The following is a 22,588-nucleotide window of genomic DNA, read 5'->3' on the forward strand; positions in this document are numbered from 1 at the left end:
TTTGTGTTTGGACTGCGAAGCGAAATGAGGCGCGAGCCTCCAAGGATCGGGGGCTGTTGCCTGTTCTTTTGCTCCAGATTTTTGTCTTACTTCGCAACACTTGTCCCCACTACTGGCGGCGCACTCCGAATCGCCGACAACTTCGCCAGCTCCTCCGCGCTCAGAGCCCGATCAAACACCGCCACGCCGCCAATCCATCCCGTGAACCCGACGCTGCGGCTGCTGTGGATCACACGACCGATGGTGAAGGGCCCACCACTCTGCGCATCCTTCGGCGTGTAGATGCCGTGCGGATACCACCACGGATTCAAGCTCAGCCCTACCAGATCGCGTGACACCTCCTTACCGTCGAGCAACGTCACTTCCACTTTCGTGTAGCGATACTCACGTACCTCGACGCGCTCGTTGCCTTGTTCCCTCACCACATCCACGTGCACCGGCTTGTCCTCTGGTGGGTTGTAGTACTGGTCTTTCGGGAAGGATTCATCCTCACCCTCCTGCTTGCCGGGCAGCTTCGCATAGTGGCCCTGCATGTAGGCCTGGTAGGCGGAGGAGATGAGCTTGTCCTGTTTGGGATTCTCCAGCCAGCGCTGGCCTGACTTGCCATTCAGCCAACCGATGAGTTCATCCGTGGCATCATGAAACGTGGTCGCGAAGCACTGCCAGGAAGCATCCAGCGTGGTCGCAGGAGCATCCGCGGGAACTTCGGGCGATGCGCCGACGGAGTTGCACTTGTGCAGGGCATACTTGTTGAGGAAGGAACTCGCGCCGTTTTCAGACACATGGCCGCAGGCGCTGCCCACTTTGTTCAAGCCGGCAAAGAGCGCGTACTGCCGCTGGCCGCGCTCCACCTTCGCGATGCTGGCCGTTTCCTTCTGCTGCAAATCCGTGCCCTCATGCCAGATGCCTGCCAGCGCGTGATTGCCACTTTCGCGGATGGCCCACACCACCACGGTCACCGACTTGCCCGCACCTTTGATGTCCAGAGGCGTATCATGCAACCTTGAACGAGGCACAAAGAGGAAGGGGCGGAAATCCGGGTCGGTCTCCTTCACGATGCGAATGGCCTCGCCAAACGGCCCGCGCCCGAGCTGGGGAAAGTCGGCATACGTCGCCTCGCGTCCTGCGCCCCAGTAGTCGCGGATGTAATTCGCAGCATCCAGCGGATAATCCGTGGAGGCACCCTTGGGCACATGCGCCGTGAAACGATGCGCGCCCTCAGGCTCACGCTTCACAAAATCCCAAAACGCCACGAGACCGGGCGTGCCAGTCACTACCGCCACACATTCAGAAGCAGCATCAGCAGCGCTCACGTTTCCGGCGGTGAAGGTGAGGGTGAGTGAAAGGGAGAGAAGGCATGCGGAGAAGACTTTCATGACTGGTTTCACTCTGGAACAGGCACTGGCTTGCGACAAGCCAGTCTCACGCTTGTCGCTTCGCCCACTGATTCGCCAGCAGCCCGTTGATGAACAACTGCAGCGGATGGTAAAACATAATCGGCAGCAGAATCAGCGAAAGGTCCGCGCGTTCTCCAAAGATGAGCATGGCCAGCGGTACGCCCATCGCGAGAGTCTTCTTCACAGAGCAGAAGTAGGCAGCAATGTAGTCCTCACGATTCAGCTTCAGCGCGCGGCAGGACACATGCACGAGCAGTGACACCAAGGTGAAGAGCACCATCACCGCGGCGATGGTCTGCACCGTCAGCCACGCCCCATGACGATGCCAGATATCTTCCTCAATCGAGTCGCAGAAGGCGGTGTAAACGATAAACAGGATGATGCCGTTCGAGAGGCGCGCGCTCCATTTCTTGTGCGCATCCACCCAGTCCTTGAGTCGCGGACGCAGCAGCATACCCACGCCAAAGGGCAGCAACGTGAGCAGCGAGATCTTCAGCAGCAGCGGCCCAAACTCCATCGCCGCGCCCGCGCCGCTGCGCTGCATGAGCAGGTGCACGAGCACGGGGGTGAGCACCACGCCGATGATGTTCGACAGCGCGGCATTGAACAAGGCACCTGGTGTATTCCCACGTGCTACCGCCGTGAGCACCACTGAGGTGGAGATGGTGGAGGGCAACACGCACAAGTACAGAAAGCCATCCAGGATGGAACCCGGAGCCGTGGCCCAAACCTTGGGCAGCACATAGTTCATTCCCAATCCCACCAGGGGGAAGATAAGGAAGGTGAAAGCCTGGATGACCAGATGCAGACGCCAGTTCGCCGCGCCGCTCTTGATCCGCTCGATGGCGAGCGATAGCCCCTGCAGGAACAGGATGGTCGCGATGCCGACATTATTCAGGATATCCGGATGCAGCACGCCATGCCGTGAACCCGGCCCGGGAATCAGGAACGCCAGCAGCACAGCGATGCCCAGTCCAATGATGAAGCCATTGGCACGCAGCCAATGGACGGGTGGTGACGATGCAGGGGCGGGTTTCAAAACGGATTCCAGTGAGAGGAGGGATACGAAGCTCCATGGAAGCGAGAGGCACCGGAGAGGCAAGACAGAATGAAACCGGCCTCCGCCACACGGACGACCACTCCCAAAGCCATGACCAAAGGGTTTCATCTTTACACTCGACGAACGCCTGAAGCCCGCGAACCTTCCCACGCTCACTGTGCCCGGTCATCCACTCACCCTCCCACCGCCATGACAGCCATTGATGAAATCGCTCCAGATGTGTTTCGGCTCTCGGTCTATGCCGCAGACTACGACATGCAGTTCAATCACTTCCTGGTGCGGGATGAGGAGCCCCTGCTGTTCCACACGGGGCTGAGGGCCATGTTTCCCCTGCTGAAGGACGCCGTTGCCAGCATCATCGACCCGGCCACGCTGAAGTGGATTGGCTGGAGCCACTTCGAGTCCGATGAGTGCGGCTCCCTGAATGACTGGCTGGAACTTGCCCCGCAAGCCCAACCTGTATGCACTCTCGTTGGCAAGCTGGTGTCTGTGGATGACTTCTCCTCCCGCCCGGCGCGTGGCATGACGCAGGAGGATGTGCTCACCACCGGCAAGTACCACTTCCGTTTCCACCAGTCGCCCCACATCCCCCACGGCTGGGATGCGGGCGTGCTGATTGAGGAAACCCAGAAGACCCTCTTCTGCTCAGACCTGTTTCACCACTTTGGAAACACCGAGCCACTTACGGAGGCGGACCTCATCGACCGCACCCGCGAGGGCATGAATCGCCTCAACCAGGGTCCGCTCTCCGGCTACATGCCCTACACCCGCCAGACGGAGGGCGTCCTGCGCCGGCTTGCTGAGCTGAAACCGCAGACGCTCGCCGTCATGCACGGCTCCTCCTACACCGGGGCTTGCGACCGGCTTCTGAACGACTTAGGCGGGGTCATCCGGGAGAACTTTGACGGGGCCTAAACGCTCCCCTTCCCCTCATTCGGCCCATGAATAGCTTTCATGGTCCCTGCTTGCTTCTCACGCCCTCGTGAGTTGCGCATTGCAGGGGTGCGGGCTAGTCTGCCCACCCCGCTGCTGGCTTCCACGGCGGCATCCCCCGTCAGCACACACTCCATGTCAGAACTCGAAAATCCCTTCCAGGAAACGCTTATCCAGCGCCACCGCGCGGAGCCCTGCACCGTGGTCATCTTCGGCGCCACCGGCGACCTGACGCATCGCAAGCTCATCCCGGCGCTCTACAACCTGGCCGCAGGCGGCGACCTTCCCCCGCAGGCCAAGGTGGTGGGCTTTGCGCGTCGCGAGAAGACGGACGAAGGCTTCCGTGCGGAACTGGAAGAGGCGAACAAGAAGCATTCCCGCCAAGGCCATGACCCGGCTCTCTGGGCCAGCTTTGGAGCGAGCATCCACTATCACAAGAGCGAGTTCCAGGATCTCGAAGGCTACAAGTCCCTGAAGGCCCTCCTCGACAAGTTCGACGAAGAGCGTGGCGTGCCCGCCAATCGCCTCTTCTACCTCGCGAGCGCTCCGGAGTTCTTCGACGAAATCATGCTCATGCTCAAGCAGAGCGGCCTGAACGAAGGCCCCCAGGGCAAGTGGGCCCGTGTCGTGTGCGAAAAGCCCTTCGGCAAGGACCTGGCCACCGCCCGCCGCCTGAACCAGGTGGTGAACGATGTCTTCGCGGAAAAGGACACCTACCGTATCGACCACTACCTCGGCAAGGAGACCGCGCAGAACATCATGGTGCTGCGCTTTGCCAACGTGATGTTCGAGCCGCTCTGGAACAGCACTTACATCGACCACGTGCAGATCACCTGCGCGGAAAACCTGGGCATGGAAGGCGGACGCGGTGGCTACTACGACACCGCCGGCGCCCTGCGTGACATGGTGCAGAATCACCTCTTCCAGCTTCTGAGTCTCGTGGCCATGGAACCCCCGAGCGACCTCGGCGCCGATGCCGTGCGTGACGAGAAGGTGAAGGTCATCCGCTCCCTGCGCCGCTACAAGGGACCGGAGGAAGTCGCGAAGAACATCGTGCGCGCCCAGTACACCGCGGGCAGCGTGGATGGCGTGGAGCGCGTGGGTTACCGCCAGGAAGACCGCGTGAATCCCGAGTCCAAGACCGAGTCCTACGTGGCGCTGCGCCTCTTTGTGGACACCTGGCGCTGGCAGGGCGTGCCCTTCTACGTGCGTGTGGGCAAGCAGCTCCCGAAGAAGGCCACGGAAATCTCCATCCACTTCAAGGCACCACCCCAGGTCCCCTTCCCCACGCTTGAACAGCGCGGCACGCGCAATGTGCTTGTCATTCGCATCCAGCCGGATGAAGGCATCTCCCTGCGCATGCTCTCGAAGCTCCCCGGCGTGCAGCTCCTCATGCAGCCCGTGAAGATGGACTTCCGCTACAGCACCAGCTTCGGCAAGGCCAGCCCGGAAGCGTATGAGCGCCTCCTGCTCGACGCCATGGCGGGTGACGCCACGCTTTTCGCCCGTCGCGACGAAGTGGAGAACGCATGGGCCTTCATCGACGAACTCGAGAACGCCTGGCACAAGTCCGGCAATCCTCCGCCCATGTGCGAGTATCCCGCCGGCTCCTGGGGTCCCAAGGAAGCAGATGAACTCCTGCAGGCAGATGGCCGTGTATGGCGCCGCCTTTGACTCGTAAGTAAACTTATCCAGTCATGAGCATCGTACTCGACACTTCCACACTCGGTCAGGAAGTCCCGCTTGGACGCGTGGACAAGGCCCTGAAGGAACTCTGGGGTCAGGATGAAGCGAGGACCAAAGCCTCGCTCATGAACTTCGCCATTTACAGCGAGGACCCCGAGTCTCTGGACGACAACACCCGCCGGCTCGAAGAAATCACGCTGGAACACGCCTGCCGTGGCCTGCTGATTCTCGTCCTGCCTTCCGAGGGTGAACCCAAGGCCCGCGCCTGGGTCACAGCCCACTGCCAGCTTCACGAAGGACACAAGTCCGTGTGCAGCGAGCAGGTCTCCTTCGTGCTCGAAGGCGGCAACATGAACCAGGTGCGCAACATCGTCTTCGCGCACCTCGATTCCGACCTTCCCCTCTTCTGCTGGTGGCAGGGTGAGCTCAGCTCGAACTTCAACGAGCGCTTCTACAGCGTGATGGACCTGCTGTTCTTCGACAGCGCGACCTGGACCGACCCCGCTCGTGACATGGCGATCCTGCACACCGCGCTGACGGAGAAGACCTCGAAGTTCCGCGTGTATGACCTGAGCTGGCTGCGCTCGCACCTTTTCCGTACCGCTATTGCCTCCTGCTTCTCGGATGCGACGGCTCTCGCCGAGCTTTCGAAGCTGAAGAAGATGGAAATCAGCCACTGTCCCGGCCAGCGCATCAGCGCACTGCTCCTCGTGGCGTGGCTCGGTGTGCGCCTGAAGTGCACCCTGGGTACGGAGAACGGCAGCATCCGCCTCCAGCAACCCGAAGGTCAGGTGATTGAAGTGTACCTCACCGAAAGCAGCAGCAGCGGCAGCGAAGCGGTGCAGTCCGTCACGCTGTGCTCGGAGAATGCCTGCTTCAAGGTATCCCGCGACTGCGGCACCGCGTACATCAAGACGGATGTCTCCATCGGTGGCCACCATCACGAGCAGATGCTTCCGGCGGACCTCGTCACGGATGTGGAGTTGATCACTGAGCAACTCAGCCGCCTCGGTGGCCAGAGCCTGTACGGGCAGATGATTCCGATGCTGCGGGGATTGTTGGGGTGAATGCCAGCGAGTGTATTGTCGAAGCGAATACGCACTCAAGTCCCTGAGGCACCATTGGCCCTGCACCTTAACGCCCCTCCAAAAAAATGACGGTAGGGATGCGCTCCTGCGCGTCCGTAGATAGCGGGCGGTGGTGGTGGGTGATGGCACGTGGCGAGGCCGTTTGGTGCCGCAGCTCCGCACCTCCTCCGCCCACCTGAAGTCGGACGCGCAGGAGCGCATCCCTACCGCATCTTTGGTGGAGGGACGTTTGCCTCAAATGGCATGGTGAGCGGAATAGCTTCGACTGGGCATCATCAATCACCGCGAAGGGCATATGCTCCACACCAAGCTGGAGCAAACATCCGCCATCAGACACGCGACCTCACGTGTGCTGCCGATTCCCAGGCAGCACACCTCATGGATCTCCGCTCTGGGCACGCCTTCTGGCTCGTTCGCAATGGCATTCTGAATGCCTATCCCGCGCTCGACAAAGACCTGCGCTGTGACGTGGTCGTCGTGGGTGGTGGCATCACCGGAGCGCTGGTGGGGTACCATCTCTCGGAGGCCGGCATTTCCACGGTGGTGCTGGATCGACGCGACATCGGCTGGGGCAGTACTTCTGCCAGCACGGCGCTGCTGCAGTATGAAATCGACACCCCGCTCGTCGAACTGAAGGAGCGCTTGGGTGAAGAGACGGCCGCGCGCTGCTACCGCTCCTGTCGGGATGCCATCTACAAACTTCGCGACCTCACTCAGAAACTGGACGACGACTGCGGCTTCTCGCTCAAGCCAAGTCTCTTCATGGCGAAGCGCGCCAGTGACACCGCATTCATGAAGCACGAGTACACGGCGCGTGCAGAGGCAGGCTTCAAGCTCGAGTGGTGGAGCGCTCGCGACGTGAAGCGGCACATGAAATTCCAGCGCCCCTGCGCGCTCTATTCCCAGGACGGCGCGCAGGTGGATGCATTTCGTCTCACACATCGCTTGCTGGAGAAAGCGCAGACAGACTTTGGCCTGCGTGTCTTTGATCGCACGGAACTCAGCGATTACCGCGTCAGTGGCAGGCAGGTCCTGGTGAAGACGAATCGGGACTGCACCATCCGCGCGAAACACATCATCTTCGCCACGGGTTATGAGTTCAAGCAACTCAGCGACCGCAAGCTGGTGAAGCTGCACAGTACCTTCGCCTTCGTGAGCGAACCCATGCCCGCCGGGAAACTGAAGCATCTCTGGCACGAGAACTGTCTTCTCTGGGAGAAGGCGGACCCCTATCTCTACATCCGCACCACCGATGACCATCGTGTGTTGATTGGCGGTGAGGACGAGGACTTCCGCGATCCGGAGAAACGCGATGGAATGATCGCCGCGAAGTCCGCGACGCTGCAGAGGAAGTTCCGACATTTGTTTCCCCACATCAAGCTTGAGCCAGCCTTCTGCTGGGCAGGCACCTTCGGCGAGACTGAAGACGGGCTGGCCTACATCGGCCAGCTCCCCGAGTTCCCGCGCGCTTCGTTTGCCCTGGGGTTCGGCGGAAACGGGATCACCTACAGCGTGCTCGCTGCCGAGATCCTACGCGATCACGTTCTGGGGAACTCCAATGCGTACAGCGACCTCTATCGCTTTGACCGGCATGGTGGTTGATACCGAGAAGAGCTGGAAACAGACCTTGGTGGGAGACCTGTGAGGGGCCATTCAATCCCAAGGTGAAGCGCTGGGGCATTGCAAAGGAGCGTGTACACTCTTGTCCGCCATCCCTGACGCACCACCCTCTTTCATCGGGCAGGCAAGGCCACATGCCACCCGCTGCTTCAGGGGTGTCACCAGTCATTTCCGCATGCTGGAGGTCGCTGCGCAACAGAACGGCGGACAAGAGTGTCCACGCTCCTTTGCCCAGTCCCTCGCTCCCCTGCTCGGGATCATGGACCTGACCGTCGGCACACACTCCTGACCGGCGTGACGGGCGAGTCACCCGCGCAATCCCAGACTAACAAAAATGTTAAAAACCGGTGGACCGCCTAAATCAAACACCTAAACGTTTGCTTAGAGCCAATGCTTCTCGATTCACGAAAAGCAGGTGCCCTACGAAACAGTATGCAGGGAAGTCGTATCAAGAAAGAGCTCAGGAGTCAGTTGTCGGCTCCTGGAATGGTCCATGGATTCAAGGCGCCAGCCTTCAAGGCTTCCGGGATTCTGGGGCAAGGTTTTCTCAAGCTCGCCTTCCTCCAAGCTATCCTTGCCGCCACGACCACCCTGTGCGCCTTTGCTACCGAGCAAACTGCCACCTGGACCTCCTCCAACGGGAACTGGAATAACAGCAACGGCAACGCCTGGAGCCCCAGAGGCGTTCCCACCTCGAGCACGTCAGTCCGATTTGGCAGCTCATCGGTGAGTTCGTCCACGGTGCAGGCAACGGTGAACGGCAATAGCGTGGTCTCCGCGGGCGCCAGCATCGGCTACAGCTCGGGCAAAACGGCCACCGTGATCGTGCAAGACACTGGTGGAAATGCCGGCCTCTGGACGGCCAGCGGAACCATGACCGTGGGCGATGCTGGTACCGGCACCCTGACCATCCGGAGTGGCGGCGAAGTCAAGGTCACCACCGGCGGAGCGAACATCGGTCAACAAAGTGATGGAGTAGGCACCGTCACCGTGACTGGCACCGGCTCCAAGTGGAACATCACGGGCGGCATGACCATTGCGAACGAAGGCCAGGGCTCCCTGACGATCAGCAGCGGGGGTGTGGTCACCTTCACAGACTATGTGAAGATTGGAGTCGCGGAATGCGCCACCGGGACCGTGTTGGTGACGGGGGCAGGATCGCAGTGGTCCGGCAGCAGCGAAACCATCAAAGTCGGCTACGAGGGCGTGGGGCAACTCACCATCGAGAACGGCGGACGTGTCCTGGCGAACGAGGTGATCCTTGGCAAAGAAGGATCGGGTGAAGGCACCCTGAACCTGAAAGGCACCACCGGAGCTCGCGGAGTCCTTGAGGTGGGCAGTATCTTGGAGGGAGAGGGATCCGGCACCATCAATTTTGATGGGGGTGTCCTCAAGGCCCGGGAATCCGGGAGCCTGTTCCAGGGCTTCGAGAAAGGCGACCTTCAGATCCTCGCAGGCGGGGCGTACATTGAAGTCGGAACAGGGCTTTCCACCTCCATCACGACTGCCATGGAAGGTACCGGTGGCCTGACCAAAACAGGGAACGGCACCCTGACTCTCAATTCCTCGACTGCAAACACCTACCAAGGTACGACGGCTGTGCAGGAGGGCACCCTGGTGCTGGCGCGCACGGCGGCCGACAGTGGCACCGTGAGAAATCTGGAAGTCGGAGACGGCACGGGCGCGGCAGGCAGCGCTGTGGTGCGACTGGACAAAAACGAACAGATCAAGAATGACGCCTCCGTCACCATCAAGAGTGACGGCGCATTCCAACTCAACGGCAAGACCGAGACTGTGGGCAGCCTTGTGAACCAGGGCGGCTCTTTCACCACAGGTGCCGGCAAGCTTACTGCGGGAGACTCCGTCACCTTTGCCGGTGGCACCAACACCATCAACTCAGGAGGAACCGTGGAGTCTGACCACGTGGTCATCTCCGGTGGCACCAACACCGTGGAAGCTGGAGGCAATCTGAAAGTACTCGCTGGTGGCGAAGGACTGGAACTCAACAATGCCTCGGTGACTCTGAACTCAAGCAAAGGTGCGGCAGGTAGCCTCACGCTTCGCGGAGACGTGACCAGCACCGGCAACTCAAGCATTGCCACCGCGGGTGTGGGTACCAATGCAGGAACGGTCAACCTTGATGGCGGCACCCGCGACTTCAACGTGGTCTCCGGACAACTTGCCGTGAGCGCCGACATCACCAATGGCGGACTGACCAAGCTGGGTACAGGCACCATGGTGGTCTCGGGGAACAGCACTTATGCGGGAACCACAACGATCTCGGAAGGCACTCTCAACGTCACGGGCAGCCTTTCCAAGACAAGCAGTGTCGTGGTCGCCGATGGTGGAACGCTCATGCTGTCCGGCACTGCTGGCAGCAGCAAGGTGAACGACGCAGCAGCAGTCACGCTGCAGGATGGAAGCACCGTTGCCTTCGACGCAGGCTTGACCAACCACACGGAGACCATGGGCCAGCTCACACTCTCGGGGGACTCAATCGTCGACTTTGGCGTGGGCAGCTCGAACAACATCCTGCGCTTCGCGATTTCAGGTGCGATCGATTGGACAGGCACGCTTTCGATTTACAACTACCAGCCAGGTCATCAGATCTACTTCGGTACGCAGGACAGCATCGTGAGCCTCACGCAGGAGCAACTCGACTCGATCACGTTCTACAGCGGCGCGGGCACCGGACTGCTGGGTACCGGGCAATGGACAGGAAACAATTCCGGACAGGTGGTCGTGGGGTCGGGAATCGGCGGAGAAATCGCCCCTGTGCCTGAGCCTGCGAGCGTGATGAGCGCGCTCCTGCTGCTGGGAGTGATCGGCTGGGGAGAACGCGGCTGGCTCAGTCGCCGGGGTGCTGTACGTCGCAGACTGCAGACCGCCTGATGATCGTCAGAAGCAAGACGAGACCGTCGGACTCAGAACTCTGGCAACCGAGGATTCTTCCGCGGAGGCCAGGCAAAAGTCCGTTGAAGTAACGCATAACTATATCCAGCGCAGTTTCTAATATAATGCATCCTCTTCTCAAATTGGTCGTCTCAGGTCCCGTGGGCGCTGGTAAAACCACATTCATACGACTTCTTTCCGAAACAGAAGTAGTGGATACCGATGTGCCCTCTACTGAAGATATTGGAAAGCCCACTACCACGGTCGCCATGGACTTCGGTTCTCTGGTAATTGACGGCTACCCCATTCATCTTTTCGGCACACCGGGACAGGAACGATTCAATTTCATGTGGGACGTGCTCTGCGAAGGAGCTCATGGAATGATGTTTCTCGTTGCTGGTGATCGCCCTCAAGACCTTCCAAATGCCCGTCTAATCCTCGACTATATCACAAGTCAAATCACTATTCCTTTCATCGTAGGGGTGACACGACAGGATTTGGATCGAGTCTGGAGCCCCGGCGATGTCGCCGATTATTTAGACCTGCCGAAACACCTTGTGCTCGGTCTAAACGCTACTGATCACGGTGAGTGTATAGACATCCTCTACGAGCTCTTCGCGGCCATCAATGGTTCTGCGAAAAACATGCCGAACTAGGAGAAGCCGCAGCATCTCTGTGAAATTTTTTTTCGCCTGCCGACCGACAGGCTAAGAATCAGTCAACACGTCGAAACGTGCTGCTGAATAAATAAAGTTCGGTCAAACTAAGAAATAAATACATATGGCACTTAATGCTGAACTCGAAGGAGTCCTTCAAAGACTTCGTAGCGCTGTCCCTGAAATTCAGGGATCACTTGTAGCATCAATAGATGGATTGGTAATTGCCAGTAATACGAAAGGGGACGCTAACCGCATGGCCGCAATGATTGCGACCGCGCTCGGCTTGGGGATGAGAATCTGCGATACCTTCTCCGCCGGAGATCTCAGCGAAACCTCTGTGACGGGAAATTCTGGCCAGATTTACGTGTATTCGACCGGCCCCAAAGGGGTTCTGGCTGTTTATGCAGTAACAGGAGCAAACGTCGGATTGATAAATCTCGAATGTCGTGACGCGGCTAAGAAAATTGCCGCCATATTCGGCTAAAGTAGAACGGACCAGTGGAATTGCGCTCGGGCGATGAACTCTACGAACTTGTTGCAAACAAGATTTAGCAAACTCTTAGCGCAAAAACTCAAAACAAAAACGCACTATGAAATTACGCAAAAATTTGGATGACTTCATGAGCATCATTTGTTTCAGAGCCGCCATTGTTGGCATGGAGGATATCCTTGGAGCCGACGGTACCGCTGCTGCGCTGATCGCTGCGGGACGCAAGCGTGGAAAAGATGTTGCCGATTCACTGGGCCTCACCGGCAGTAATCCAGATGTTGGTAAGATGACCGAAACTTTGGATGAGGTCTTTGGCAAAAAAGGCACCAAACTCTGTTCAATCCTGGAAATGTCGGAGACACCGGAAGGTGGTTATCTTATCAAAACTGAAGATACTGTTTGCATGGCATCCGAGGCACCAGGGAGTACTCGACGCTGTACTTTCACTCTTGGCGCCGTGCTGGGAGCTGTAGAGGCTATGACGGGCAAAGCGCTCGCTGGAACACATGTTGCTAAAATCACAGATGGATCTCCCACCGACGACCTCTTGCTGAACCCGTACTAATAGGAAATCAATAGGTACTACATACGGTTGGGCTTCTTTTTGAACTCCGTCCAATTCGAAAAGAAGCCCAGCACAGTAACACGTGTGGTGTGAGCTCGCCGCCCACCCAGCAATACCTTCCGCCTTTGGTGACTGGTATGACAGCAATCTGCGAAGCCGGCAGCGACCACGATGCCTGCGCCGGGATGGGTGGAGGACGCAAAGCATGGCGCATCGCGCCTTATGCCACCGGCTCCATCGCTGTTCGTCTCCGGATGAGACCAAGGTATTCTTCTTCGCGCAGAGCGATGAGGATGGGAACAAGACCTTCCGATTGCTGGATGTGAAGACGGGAAAAATCCGGGTGCTCGGTGAAGCGCCCGAGTCGTGAGGCGGCGTGGCGCAGTCCGCCGCAGACTCAAGGCGGCGTGATGCGCCCTCAACATGTGCGTCAGGTTATGGGATGGAGAATTGCGGGCACATCGAACATGACCTCGGTTCGCTTTCATCTGACACATGGAAAGAGCGCTTTGCGTCGTGGAGTGCGTGTGGCAAGCGTTAGCGCGACACCGCATTGAACGGAGAAGCGGAGCATCATGAAGCGGTATCACGGTCCAATCGCCAAGATACTTTCCGCTGAGGTTCTTCGGATGCTGGATTCCAATGAATCCATCCAGAACTTCGGTACGTGACACCTCCGTTCAAAGCGGTGTCGCGGCCTCAAGGGAGGCCTATGCCACCGCACTCCACGACGCAAAGCGACTTGGAACGTTGAGCTGATGTGCAGCGTCGCTTTCCCTGTTCGTCCCATCCCGGTTGTTTATCCTGACGCAACATTGATTTGACGCTCTTCCCGAGTTGCGCCACAGCGTGTCGCGATGAGGCCCTTCGCTTCTCTGCTGTTGCTGGCGGCTGCTGTGTGCGGCCATGTCTTCACCTCTCCCCTCCACGCGGGCGAAGCCGCCTTCACGGAGGATGGGAATACCGTCATCGCCCTGCCTCATGATGGCGCCAAGATCTGGTCCATTTCACTCGCGGACGGCAAGACCACCGTGGTCGATCTCGGCAAGCAAATTGAAGGGGAGGATTTGCACTCCATTTCCCCGGCGAAGGAAGGGCTATTCTGGCTGGCCACTTCGAAAAGACTCTTCCTTTGGAAACCAGGATACGCGACTGCACGGAAGGTACTCACCCTGGAGCACGGTGAGTTCACCGACATCAACGCGGATCCTTCCTCCGGTGACCTGCTTGCGGAGACCTTCGGAGGTGAGTCTGAGACAGACAGTGCATTTCATCTTCGCGCCCTTCCCAAGGGCGAGATGGAACTGGTCGATGCGAAGGACGCGCCGGCCATGTTCTCCGCGGTCTATGATGCTGAAGGCCGCTTCTTCTTTTCCAGCGACAGTGATCTCTGGGCGGGACTGACCAGCACAGTTGAGGAAGGACTCTCCCTCGACGTGTGGCGCGCCGCACCTCTCGCGGTGCTTCAATACGAAAGAAACAACCCAGGCTCCTCCTTCACCCTCATGGACATCGCCCCAGCGGGGAAATCGCTCGTGATGACGGTGGCCAATGAAGTGGAGGCCTTCCTCGTGCAGATACCCAAGCCCAGTGTGCACCTGGGACCAGAGGGGCCTCTTGAGAAGCTGCCCATCGGCGTGCCTGCGCGTTGGAAACAGGCAGCCACCGTCCTGCAATCGCTCAAGGTGATTCCCATCAAGGAATCGCTGGCCTCCATCTTCAATCTCTGCTCCTCGGCGGATGAGTCCAAGGTCTTCTTCCTCACGCACAGTGATGAGGACGGAAAGAAGACCTTCCGGTTGCTGGACGTGAAGACAGGAAAAATCCGCGTGCTCGGTGAAGCGCCCGGGACGTGAGCGCAGCGACGTCCTCGATGTGGAAGGTACTGGTGACGCCTTTAGAGCAGATGGTGGAATGTGGCCTTGCCTGCCAGGTGAAAGGAGGTGGTGCGTCAGGGATAGCGGACAAGAGTGTCCGCGCTCCTTTAACTTGGCCTCACGCTTCACCTTTGGATTGAATGGCCCTCACGGGCCCTGAGCCCACCTCCTACAGCGACATTTAGCGCTTGGACTGGGCGGGGATCCCTCTGGGGCCTAAATCTGCACAGTCGACTCAGCGATGCGTAGCAGACGCAAAATTTAGCCTCAAGTTGTTGGCCTCCAACATTTAGTGAACAAGCTGTTCATCACGTAACACTCAGCGCAAGGCCTTCTTTGTAAGCCAAATCCTACGTTCCATTCATAAATTTTGTGTAGTCATGGCTAAAATTGAGGACTAAACCTTTGCTCAAGAATTGGGGTTTCTCCGCACGGGAACAAACAGCCCATTAAATATTATGAAGGGAAATAATTTCAAATCGCAACCCGGAGGCCGGATGTGGACGAGAGGAACGGTTCAGGGCCTTGTCAGCGCGGCCACCCTTCTGCTCGCCATCGCAGCCCAAGGCCAGTCCGTGTGGAATTCTACCAACGGGACCTGGAACAGCAACGGCGCCGGCAATGAATGGACTCCCAACGGAGTCCCTACGTCGAGCACGGTCGTGCACTTTGGAAGTACCGCAGTGGTCCCAACGACGGTCACGGCGACCGTGAAAGGCAAAAGCGTAGTCTCCGCAAGCGCCATCATTGGCGTTGACTCGGGCAGGACGGCCACCGTGATTGTGGAGGATCAAGGAAGCCCCGGAGTTTGGACGGCCAGTGGGGATATCTACGTGGGCATGGCTGGCACCGGAACCCTGACGATTCACGATGGCGGCGAAGTAGTTCAAAGCTCTGGCGGCGGGATCATCGGTCAATCAACTGGTAGCGTGGGCACGGTCAACGTCACAGGCGCCGGCGCCAAATGGACCATTAGCAACGGTGGTCTGACCGTCGGAAACAGTGGCCAAGGCACCCTCAACATCACTGGCGGAGGCGAGGTAGCCGCCAACGGAGCGTCCGTCATGGGATATGCCGCCGGTTCGAATGGAACGATACTCGTGTCAGGTGCTGGCTCGCTCTTGTCCAACACCTCCGGCATTGCCATTGGCAGAAGTGGCACCGCACAACTCACCATCGAGAATGGCGGACGCTACCTGGGGACGACCGTGAACCTTTCCCTGGTTACGGGCTCAGGCACCCTGAACCTGAACGGCACCGCTGGTGCTCGCGGGGTACTCGAAGTGAATAGTATCGTGGGAGGACTCGGAACTGAAGCCTTCAATATCGATGGAGGCATCCTCAAAGCCCGCACGAATGGAGCTCTCATTGGCACTGGCTTCGAAGCTGGGGACATCCAAGTCCTCTCGGGCGGGGCCATCATCGAAGTCGGCTCCGGTATCTCCTCCAGCGTGTCCTCTTCCCTGGCGGGAGCTGGCGGAGTGACCAAGACGGGGACCGGTACACTGACCTTCAACGGCACTGATGCCAACTCCTACAACGGTGTGACGGTGGTGGAGAATGGTACACTCGTCTTGGACCGTGCTGCGGCAGACAGCGGCACCGTGAAGAATCTGGAAGTCGGAGACGGCACCGGCGCCTCAGGCAGCGCTGTCGTGCGATTGGATAAGAACGAACAGATCAACGATAACGCCTCCGTCACCATCAAGAGTGACGGCTCTTTCAACCTCAACGGGAAGAACGAAACCGTGGGCACCCTCGTGAACCAGGGCGGCACCTTCACCACAGGTGCTGGCAAACTGACGGGCACGGGAGCTTCCGTCACCTGGGCTGGCGGCACAAACACCATCAACTCCGGCGGCAGCGTGGAAGATGCGCACGTGGTGATCAGTGGTGGAACCAACACCGTGGAAGCCGGCGGCAACCTGGTCGTCCTCGCTGGTGGCGCTGGACTGGAAATCAACAACGCCTCCCTGACCCTGAACGCGAGCAACACCACCGCTGGCAACCTTACGCTTCGGAGTTCGGTGACCAGCACGGGCAACTCGAGCATTGCCACTGCGGGTGTGGGTACCAATGCAGGAACGGTCAACCTCGATGGCGGCACCCGTGACTTCAACGTGGCCTCTGGACAACTCTCCGTAAGCGCCAACATCACGAATGGCGGCCTGACCAAGCTGGGCACCGGCACCATGCTGGCTTCGGGCACCAGCACCTATGCGGGCGCCACCACGGTCTCGAATGGCACGCTCAATGTCTCGGGCTCCCTTTCCCAGACCTCCAGCGTTGTGGTCGCCAATGGTGGCACTCTCATGTTCTCCGGCACCGCCGGCAGCAGCAAGATCAACGACTCCGCGGCTATCACCCTGCAGGCCGGCAGCACGCTCGCCTTCGCCGCAGGCTTGAGCAATCACACGGAGACCTTGGGCGCGCTTACTCTCTCCGGAAACTCCATCATCGATTTGGGAACCGGCAGCAACAACATCCTCCAGTTTGCCCTCTCCGGTGCGGCCAGCTGGAACGGGACCCTGTCCATCTACAACTATAACCTGGGAGACCGAATCTACTTCGGCACGCAAGACAACAACACGAGCCTCACTCTGGCTCAACTCAACTCGATTCAGTTCTTCAGCGGCGCTGGCACGGGACTGCTGGGCATTGGCCAGTGGACGGGCAACAACACCGGCGAAGTGACCTTCGGTTCGGGAGAAATCGCTCCCGTACCTGAGCCTGCCACCGTGATGACCGCGCTCTTGCTCCTGGGCATCGTGGGCTGGAGCGAGCGCAGCTGGTTCACACGCCGGGGCGCTCTCCGCCTCAGGCAGCAAGCCGCGTAAAGACGTTTCGACAATTTAAAGCCCCCCAGGCTTCTAACCCTGCAAACTCCGACCCGAAAGGGTCGGAGTTTTTTGTGTGTAAAGCATGCAGTATTGGCTGCCTCGGTGCCAGGAGCGAAGCCTTGGGCAAGGAACGTGGACACTCTTGTCCGCCGTTCTGTGCCGCTGCGACCTCCTTCACGTGGAAGCTACGAGCGACGCCTCTGGAGCAGCTGGTGAGGGATATGCCTTGCCTGCCGGATGAAAGAAGGTGGTACGTCAGGGATGGCGGACAAGAGTGTCCTCGCTCCTTTGAAGGGGGGAAGACATGTTGAAACTGCTCGCGTCTGCTGAATCAAACCCTTCCATATTGACAGACGCCTCAATTTTCGAGCAAACTTCGCGCGCCCACGTATGAGCGAGGAACCCCACCCTACCGAATATGAAACCGCATCCGTCGTCCAACGAGTCGTTGCCCACGGCATTGACTCCGTGGTCGCGTCGGCGGTGATCTTTGCCTCAGGCAACTTGCTGAATTTGGAAAGCGTGGGCGGCATGCTTGTCTTTGTGATGGTGCTGGCGGTTGCGCTGGGTTACCGCATTTTCGGTGACTCCTACTTCGAGGGCCATGCCTTGGGGAAACGCCTCGTGGGCATTCGAGTCTTCGACGCACGTCATCGCAGGCCCTGCACCCATATGCAGAGCGCTATTCGCAATTGCATCCTCTTCATTCCGCTGATGCCGATGATTGAACTCGTGCTCCTGTGCATCGATGGACAGGAACGATGGGGAGACCGTCTGGCCCAGACCTACGTGATGCGTGACCACGCCCTACAGGCTCCGGTCCATGCGCCCGACCGCCCCTTGCATCTGGAGGGCCTGGAGACGACCTTGCACCACGGGTCCAGAACGGATTCACAACAACAGGGAGAAGCGGGCTAGTCGCGCTTCGAACTACCTGGAGTGGTTCATGCGACAAGCGTATCCATGGAGCACGAACATGGCACAGGCCCAAGGATCGGGAACGCCTCGTTCCCGTGGGTGACGGGCTTTATGGCGTGTATCCGCCGAAGCACACTTTTGGAAACGCGGGAGGTGCTCGACATGCAAGATCACCAAGCATGGTGACCGCTGACGGGAACGAGGCGTTCCCGATCCTTGGGCCTGTCGCAACGCACTGGGTAAGTTCGCCGCCCTTCAAGACCTGCCTTTAACTCGCCTCGTTCTCAACGCATGAGATGCAGGCACAAAAAAACCGGAGCGAACTCCGGTTTTTCAAAAGGTATGTACTGATGTCTCAGCGCATCAGAACGGAATGTCGTCGTCCTCGAGGCCATCGGTGATGGGTCCCTCGCCGTACTCGTCATTCGCAGGCTGGGACTGGCGTGCGGGCTGGCCTCCACGCTGGGGAGCGCTGCCACCACCGCCACCGCCGCCGCCGCTGCGGTACTGCTGCTGCGGGCGCTGCTGGTAGTTTCCACCACCGCCACCGCCGCTGCCACCACCACCCTGCTCGTCGCTGCCATCACGCTTGCCGCCAAGCATCTGCATGATTTCACCGACGACACGCAGACGACTGCGCTTCTGGCCGGTCTGCTTGTCCTCCCATGAGTCCATCTGGAGACGACCTTCGATGAAGACGGGGCTGCCCTTGCGCAGATACTGGTTGGCAATCTCAGCCAGGCGCGCCCAGAGCACCACGTCCACATAGGTCACCTCTTCACGCTTTTCGCCGTTGTCCGCGGTGTACGAGCGGTTCACCGCAATGGCCAGATCGGCCACAGCGCTGCCCTTGGGTGTATACCGGACTTCGGGATCCCGCGTGAGATTCCCCATGAGCATCACTTTGTTGTAGGAGGCCATAGCGGAGCGAGGTTAGAGGGAGTGAGTAAGGATGGCGAATTAATTTCGGCGACGGGCCGCAAAAACCCATCGCCGGAGAGATCCGCCGCGTGAATGCACAGAAACTTCAGGCCTTAGCGGCGCTGGAAGTACTGCATGTACACGTTGTCATTGAGCTTGAGACGGGCCTGCACCTTGTCCACGGCGGCCGGCTCAGCTTCGAAAAGGAAGTTGATGTAGTAACCGCTCTCCACGTGACGGGGAGCGAAGGGGAACTTCTTCTTGCCCAGGTTGTCCACCTGCTGAAGTTTCACGCCGTTGGTTTCGAATTCCTTGCCGATCTGGCTCACCAGCGTTTCGACATTTTCTTCGCGTCCCTTCATGTCCAGGACGATCATCGCTTCATACTTGCGGCTCATGGTTTTTCCGTAGTTTCGTTGTTGGATTGCTCTTTGCGGTTGAAAATGTTCATCGCGGCGGCGACGCCGGAGTGCAGGGCGGTGCGCACGGCATCGGAAGCGCGGCCCAAGACTTGCGCGAGCGCGGGACGCTCCCCTTCCGTGAAGCGGCCCAGCACATGTCCCACCATGCGGTCACCTGCAGGACGACCGCCTTCCGGGGCGATGCCGACCTTCAGGCGGGGGAATTCCTCTCCTCCGAGATGGGAAATCAGGGAGCGCACGCCATTGTGCCCGGCCGCGCTGCCTTTCAGCCGCATGCGAAGGGAGCCCAGCGGGAGATCCACGTCGTCATACACGGCCAGCACCTCGCCGGGCTCAATTTTGTAGAATCGGCTCACGTCGGACACAGCCTCGCCACTGAGGTTCATGTAGGTGAGCGGCTTCAAGAGCCACCCACCGCGGAACTTGGCGAGCGCACAGTCCCAGCGCTTCTCGGACACCCATGAGGCACCGAACTGGCTGGCAAGGGCGTCCACGACCATGAAACCGATATTATGCCGCGTATCTTCGTAGTCGCGTCCCGGATTGCCCAATCCCACGATCAAGCGTGGCTTCAGCGAAGGGAGAGGGCCGGAGCCGGACACGTCCAGTCAGACGACGCGCAACAGGGTTACTTCTTCGCCGGAGCGGCCTTGGCGGCAGGAGCAGCAGCCTTCGCGTCCTTCGCAGGAGCAGCGGCAGGAGCGGCGCCAGCAGCAGGGGCAGCGGCGGGAGCGGGTTCTTCAGCCACGGTGGGCTCCTTCAGGATCGCCACGACCACGTCGCCTTCGATCTTGGTGGAAACGCCAGCAGGAAGCTTGAGGTCGCTCACGTGGATGGAGTCACCGATGTTGAGGGGCTCCACGTCCACTTCGAAGCTCTCGGGGAGATCCTTGGGAAGGCAATGCACTTCCAGGGCGTGAAGGATGAATTCAAGCTTGCCACCCTTCTTCTCAGCAGCATCAACGCCGGTGAGAATAATCGGCACGTTCGCATGGATGTCTTCATCCGCGGCGACGGCGTGGAAGTCGATGTGAAGCACGCCACCCTTGAGGTAGTCATGCTGCACTTCCTGCACCAGCGCGAGGGAGTCGGCGGATTCACCGGCGATCTTCAGGTTCACCAGGATGTTGTCCGAGACGCTGTGAGCCACGAGGCGGCTGAAGGTCTTGGCATCCACTTCAAGATTCTTGACGTCATGCTTCTTGCCGTAGATCACGGCGGGAATGCTACCTGCTTTGCGCAGACGGCGGACGGCTCCGTTGCCCACGGCAGTGCGGGTCTTGGCATCCAAATCGAGAATCTTGGCCATGTACTTTGTCTCCTGAGGTTCGCTGGTTTACGGGGAAAGGGCGGAGAGGGTACCCGGCCCAGCACGTCTGTCAACTGGGAGATGGATTTCCTTCCGGCTGGGACTCTAAATAAAGAGGCGCCCGCAAGCTGGGCTCACGGGCGCCTTGGGTCGTCAAAACGTGAGATCAGGCCTTCTTGGGTGCCGCAGCGGTCTTGGGCTCAGCCGGCTTCGCCGGGGCTGCAGTGGGCTTCACGGGAGCAGCAGGCTTGGCGGGAGCGGGAGCCACGACGGCAGGCTTGGGCTTGGTAATCATCTCAAAATCATCGGTGCGGAACGGCGTGACGGGCAGGCCTTCCTTGGAGATGAGGTTGTGGACCGGATTGTCCGACCAGGCGAAACGCACGGCCTTGGGGGCCGCGACGGCGTCGTTCCAGACTTCCACCTTGTCATTGCCCACAATCTTCGCCTGCGCCCAGACCCACTGCTTGTCCTCGCCGCAGATGGCGAAGCCCTTCACATCCGCCACGTCCAGGGTGCGGAGACCGGAGCCGAAGCAGTCGAGGGTGACGGTCACCTTGTTACCCTTGATTTCGTGGCTCTTCAGCTCGGGACTGTGGTAGGCAATCTTGATGCCGTAGTCCTTCGCGAGGGCCCAGCGCACGAGGCGCGCGGCGACGTCATACTTGTTCTTCGGGTGGATGTCGTTGGCCTCGCCGAGGTCCGTGATGATGCACTGGCCGCTGTTCGGCAGCTTCTGGCTCAGGGTCTGGGCCTCGCGGAGCTCTGCCCAGTCGCTGTCGCCCGGCTTGTCCTGGTACGCCTTGAAGTCAGCAAGCTGCACCCAGTAGAAGGGGAAATCTCCCTGCTTCCACTCCTTGCGCCACTCAGTGATCATGAAGGGGAAGAGGTCGCGATACTCCCAAGCACGGCTCGCATTGGACTCGCCTTGGTACCAGATGACTCCCTTGATGCCGTAGCCGAGGGTTGGGTGCATCATGCCTGCGAAGATGTTGCCGGGACGATGCTGGCCCGTCAGAGGATTCTGCGGCGCGCGAGGGGCCTGCGGCTCTGGCTTGCCAGCGGCCTTGGCAGCGGCCACGGCTTCCTTCCACTTGGCCGTCTGCGCGTCGAAGTCTGCCTTGACCTTCACAGGGTCGAAGCCCGCCTTCTCCGTGTTCTTCCAGCGCTCTACGAGGTCCTTGAAGCGCGGGTCGGACTCGATGGTCGAGCGGCGCACCCAAGCCTCGGCGGAAGAACCACCCCAGGCATTGTCAATCAAACCCACCGGCACGCCGAGCACCTCATGCAGGTAGCGGCCAAAGAAGAAACCCACGGCCGTGAAGGGCTTGGCGGTATCCGCGTTGGAGGCTTCCCACTTCGCGTCGATGTCCGTCTTCAAATCCTGCGTACCCACCATGGGCAGCGCGAAGAGGCGGAGGTTCGGGTGCTTCGAGGCCAGCGCTTCGAGGTCGCCCTTCCAGTCGCCACCGACGGTGAAGCCCATGTTGGACTGACCGGAGCACATCCACACTTCACCGATGAGAATGTCCTGCACGTCCTTGGCGGTGGTGCCCTTGATGTTCATCACCTGCGGGCTGGCATTCGCCACCTGCGGGTCGAGCTTCACGGTCCACTTGCCGTCCTTGTCCGCGTCCGCCGTGTAGGTCTTCCCGGCGAAGGTGACGGACACCTTCGTACCCGGCGTGTCCCAACCCCAGATGGGATTGGTCTGCTTCTGCTGCAGGACCATGTGGTCCCCGATGACGGACGGCAGCTTCAACTCCGCGCTCGCCAGAGCCGGCGTCAGCGCCAGGGCGAGCAGGAGGGAATGGATGAGTTTGCGATGCATGATGGTGGTGGCTGTTGGGAGTGGTCTTGAATTGAAAATGGAATTTCGAGACCCGGCTATACGGCTGCGAATCACGCGAC

19 protein-coding genes are annotated in these 22,588 nt (G+C 59.5%); 12 read left to right on the top strand and 7 right to left on the bottom strand.

The genetic code is table 11. The features are described 5' to 3' along the window. Window positions 1-86 precede the first annotated feature (86 nt). Both G5S37_RS21965 and G5S37_RS21970 read right to left on the bottom strand, forming a co-directional pair. The gene (locus G5S37_RS21965; protein WP_206026100.1) at window positions 87-1,376 is read right to left on the bottom strand and encodes a hypothetical protein; all 1,290 of its coding nucleotides are present in this window, start codon (window positions 1,374-1,376) and stop codon (window positions 87-89) included. 46 nt (window positions 1,377-1,422) lie between these two features. Further along, window positions 1,423-2,436, bottom strand: a complete 1,014-nt coding sequence (locus G5S37_RS21970; RefSeq protein ID WP_165206666.1) for a bile acid:sodium symporter family protein — start codon at window positions 2,434-2,436, stop codon at window positions 1,423-1,425. Window positions 2,437-2,646: 210 nt separating this feature from the next. Here G5S37_RS21970 and G5S37_RS21975 point away from each other — a divergent pair, with 210 nt between their 5' ends. The 12 genes from G5S37_RS21975 (at window position 2,647) to G5S37_RS22030 (ending at window position 18,025) form a co-directional block, all read left to right on the top strand. Further along, the gene (locus G5S37_RS21975; RefSeq protein ID WP_165206668.1) at window positions 2,647-3,372 is read left to right on the top strand and encodes an MBL fold metallo-hydrolase; all 726 of its coding nucleotides are present in this window, start codon (window positions 2,647-2,649) and stop codon (window positions 3,370-3,372) included. A 153-nt stretch (window positions 3,373-3,525) separates the two neighbouring features. Then, complete coding sequence (gene zwf / locus G5S37_RS21980; RefSeq protein ID WP_165206669.1) at window positions 3,526-5,064, top strand: glucose-6-phosphate dehydrogenase; 1,539 nt, start codon at window positions 3,526-3,528, stop codon at window positions 5,062-5,064. 23 nt (window positions 5,065-5,087) lie between these two features. Beyond that, window positions 5,088-6,143: a glucose-6-phosphate dehydrogenase assembly protein OpcA gene (locus G5S37_RS21985; RefSeq protein WP_165206671.1), complete on the top strand. Its 1,056-nt coding sequence runs from the start codon at window positions 5,088-5,090 to the stop codon at window positions 6,141-6,143. A gap of 399 nt (window positions 6,144-6,542) precedes the next feature. Further along, window positions 6,543-7,766: an FAD-dependent oxidoreductase gene (locus G5S37_RS21990; protein ID WP_165206673.1), complete on the top strand. Its 1,224-nt coding sequence runs from the start codon at window positions 6,543-6,545 to the stop codon at window positions 7,764-7,766. A 504-nt stretch (window positions 7,767-8,270) separates the two neighbouring features. Continuing rightward, window positions 8,271-10,676, top strand: a complete 2,406-nt coding sequence (locus G5S37_RS21995) for an autotransporter-associated beta strand repeat-containing protein (RefSeq protein WP_165206675.1) — start codon at window positions 8,271-8,273, stop codon at window positions 10,674-10,676. Window positions 10,677-10,801: 125 nt separating this feature from the next. Continuing rightward, entirely contained in the window at window positions 10,802-11,332 is a 531-nt protein-coding gene (locus G5S37_RS22000) for an ATP/GTP-binding protein (RefSeq protein WP_165206677.1), read from the top strand. A gap of 124 nt (window positions 11,333-11,456) precedes the next feature. Continuing rightward, entirely contained in the window at window positions 11,457-11,819 is a 363-nt protein-coding gene (locus tag G5S37_RS22005) for a roadblock/LC7 domain-containing protein (protein WP_165206679.1), read from the top strand. Window positions 11,820-11,925: 106 nt separating this feature from the next. After that, a complete protein-coding gene (locus tag G5S37_RS22010; protein ID WP_165206681.1) occupies window positions 11,926-12,390 on the top strand; it encodes a hydrocarbon-binding protein in 465 nt (154 codons plus the stop codon). Window positions 12,391-12,595: 205 nt separating this feature from the next. Continuing rightward, entirely contained in the window at window positions 12,596-12,760 is a 165-nt protein-coding gene (locus G5S37_RS22015) for a hypothetical protein (RefSeq protein ID WP_165206683.1), read from the top strand. A 487-nt stretch (window positions 12,761-13,247) separates the two neighbouring features. Next, the gene (locus G5S37_RS22020) at window positions 13,248-14,246 is read left to right on the top strand and encodes a hypothetical protein (protein ID WP_165206685.1); all 999 of its coding nucleotides are present in this window, start codon (window positions 13,248-13,250) and stop codon (window positions 14,244-14,246) included. A 518-nt stretch (window positions 14,247-14,764) separates the two neighbouring features. Further along, on the top strand, window positions 14,765-17,104 hold the full coding sequence (locus G5S37_RS22025; protein ID WP_165206687.1) for an autotransporter-associated beta strand repeat-containing protein: 2,340 nt from the start codon (window positions 14,765-14,767) through the stop codon (window positions 17,102-17,104). A gap of 393 nt (window positions 17,105-17,497) precedes the next feature. Next, window positions 17,498-18,025, top strand: a complete 528-nt coding sequence (locus G5S37_RS22030; protein ID WP_165206689.1) for an RDD family protein — start codon at window positions 17,498-17,500, stop codon at window positions 18,023-18,025. A gap of 363 nt (window positions 18,026-18,388) precedes the next feature. On the opposite strand, the gene ssb is transcribed toward G5S37_RS22030, so the two are convergent. From ssb to G5S37_RS22055, 5 genes are all read right to left on the bottom strand, one after another. Then, window positions 18,389-18,946: a single-stranded DNA-binding protein gene (gene ssb, locus G5S37_RS22035; RefSeq protein ID WP_165206691.1), complete on the bottom strand. Its 558-nt coding sequence runs from the start codon at window positions 18,944-18,946 to the stop codon at window positions 18,389-18,391. Between the two features lie 113 nt (window positions 18,947-19,059). Beyond that, entirely contained in the window at window positions 19,060-19,344 is a 285-nt protein-coding gene (gene rpsF, locus G5S37_RS22040) for a 30S ribosomal protein S6 (protein WP_165206693.1), read from the bottom strand. After that, complete coding sequence (gene pth / locus G5S37_RS22045) at window positions 19,341-19,943, bottom strand: aminoacyl-tRNA hydrolase (protein WP_165211815.1); 603 nt, start codon at window positions 19,941-19,943, stop codon at window positions 19,341-19,343. The genes rpsF and pth overlap by 4 nt, the downstream gene beginning before the upstream one ends. A 53-nt stretch (window positions 19,944-19,996) precedes the next feature. Beyond that, complete coding sequence (locus tag G5S37_RS22050) at window positions 19,997-20,677, bottom strand: 50S ribosomal protein L25 (RefSeq protein WP_165206695.1); 681 nt, start codon at window positions 20,675-20,677, stop codon at window positions 19,997-19,999. A 166-nt stretch (window positions 20,678-20,843) separates the two neighbouring features. Beyond that, window positions 20,844-22,508 carry a sialate O-acetylesterase gene (locus G5S37_RS22055; protein ID WP_165206697.1) on the bottom strand — a complete coding sequence of 555 codons (1,665 nt, stop codon included), beginning with the start codon at window positions 22,506-22,508 and terminating at the stop codon, window positions 20,844-20,846. Window positions 22,509-22,588 lie beyond the last annotated feature (80 nt).

The sequence above is a fragment of the Roseimicrobium sp. ORNL1 genome (genome assembly GCF_011044495.1).
GTDB lineage: Bacteria > Verrucomicrobiota > Verrucomicrobiia > Verrucomicrobiales > Verrucomicrobiaceae > Roseimicrobium.

Excerpts from the sequence above, each read along its gene's own strand:
- G5S37_RS22025 (WP_165206687.1), top strand. The coding sequence starts at position 14,765 with ATGTGGACGAGAGGAACGGTTCAGGGCCTTGTCAGCGCGGCCACCCTT.
- G5S37_RS22055 (WP_165206697.1), bottom strand. The coding sequence starts at position 22,508 with ATGCATCGCAAACTCATCCATTCCCTCCTGCTCGCCCTGGCGCTGACG.
- G5S37_RS21975 (WP_165206668.1), top strand. The coding sequence starts at position 2,647 with ATGACAGCCATTGATGAAATCGCTCCAGATGTGTTTCGGCTCTCGGTC.
- G5S37_RS21995 (WP_165206675.1), top strand. The coding sequence starts at position 8,271 with ATGGTCCATGGATTCAAGGCGCCAGCCTTCAAGGCTTCCGGGATTCTG.
- G5S37_RS22020 (WP_165206685.1), top strand. The coding sequence starts at position 13,248 with ATGAGGCCCTTCGCTTCTCTGCTGTTGCTGGCGGCTGCTGTGTGCGGC.
- zwf (WP_165206669.1), top strand. The coding sequence starts at position 3,526 with ATGTCAGAACTCGAAAATCCCTTCCAGGAAACGCTTATCCAGCGCCAC.
- ssb (WP_165206691.1), bottom strand. The coding sequence starts at position 18,946 with ATGGCCTCCTACAACAAAGTGATGCTCATGGGGAATCTCACGCGGGAT.
- G5S37_RS21985 (WP_165206671.1), top strand. The coding sequence starts at position 5,088 with ATGAGCATCGTACTCGACACTTCCACACTCGGTCAGGAAGTCCCGCTT.
- G5S37_RS22050 (WP_165206695.1), bottom strand. The coding sequence starts at position 20,677 with ATGGCCAAGATTCTCGATTTGGATGCCAAGACCCGCACTGCCGTGGGC.
- rpsF (WP_165206693.1), bottom strand. The coding sequence starts at position 19,344 with ATGAGCCGCAAGTATGAAGCGATGATCGTCCTGGACATGAAGGGACGC.
- G5S37_RS22015 (WP_165206683.1), top strand. The coding sequence starts at position 12,596 with ATGGCGCATCGCGCCTTATGCCACCGGCTCCATCGCTGTTCGTCTCCG.
- G5S37_RS22005 (WP_165206679.1), top strand. The coding sequence starts at position 11,457 with ATGGCACTTAATGCTGAACTCGAAGGAGTCCTTCAAAGACTTCGTAGC.
- G5S37_RS21990 (WP_165206673.1), top strand. The coding sequence starts at position 6,543 with ATGGATCTCCGCTCTGGGCACGCCTTCTGGCTCGTTCGCAATGGCATT.
- G5S37_RS21965 (WP_206026100.1), bottom strand. The coding sequence starts at position 1,376 with ATGAAAGTCTTCTCCGCATGCCTTCTCTCCCTTTCACTCACCCTCACC.
- G5S37_RS22000 (WP_165206677.1), top strand. The coding sequence starts at position 10,802 with ATGCATCCTCTTCTCAAATTGGTCGTCTCAGGTCCCGTGGGCGCTGGT.
- G5S37_RS22010 (WP_165206681.1), top strand. The coding sequence starts at position 11,926 with ATGAAATTACGCAAAAATTTGGATGACTTCATGAGCATCATTTGTTTC.
- G5S37_RS22030 (WP_165206689.1), top strand. The coding sequence starts at position 17,498 with ATGAGCGAGGAACCCCACCCTACCGAATATGAAACCGCATCCGTCGTC.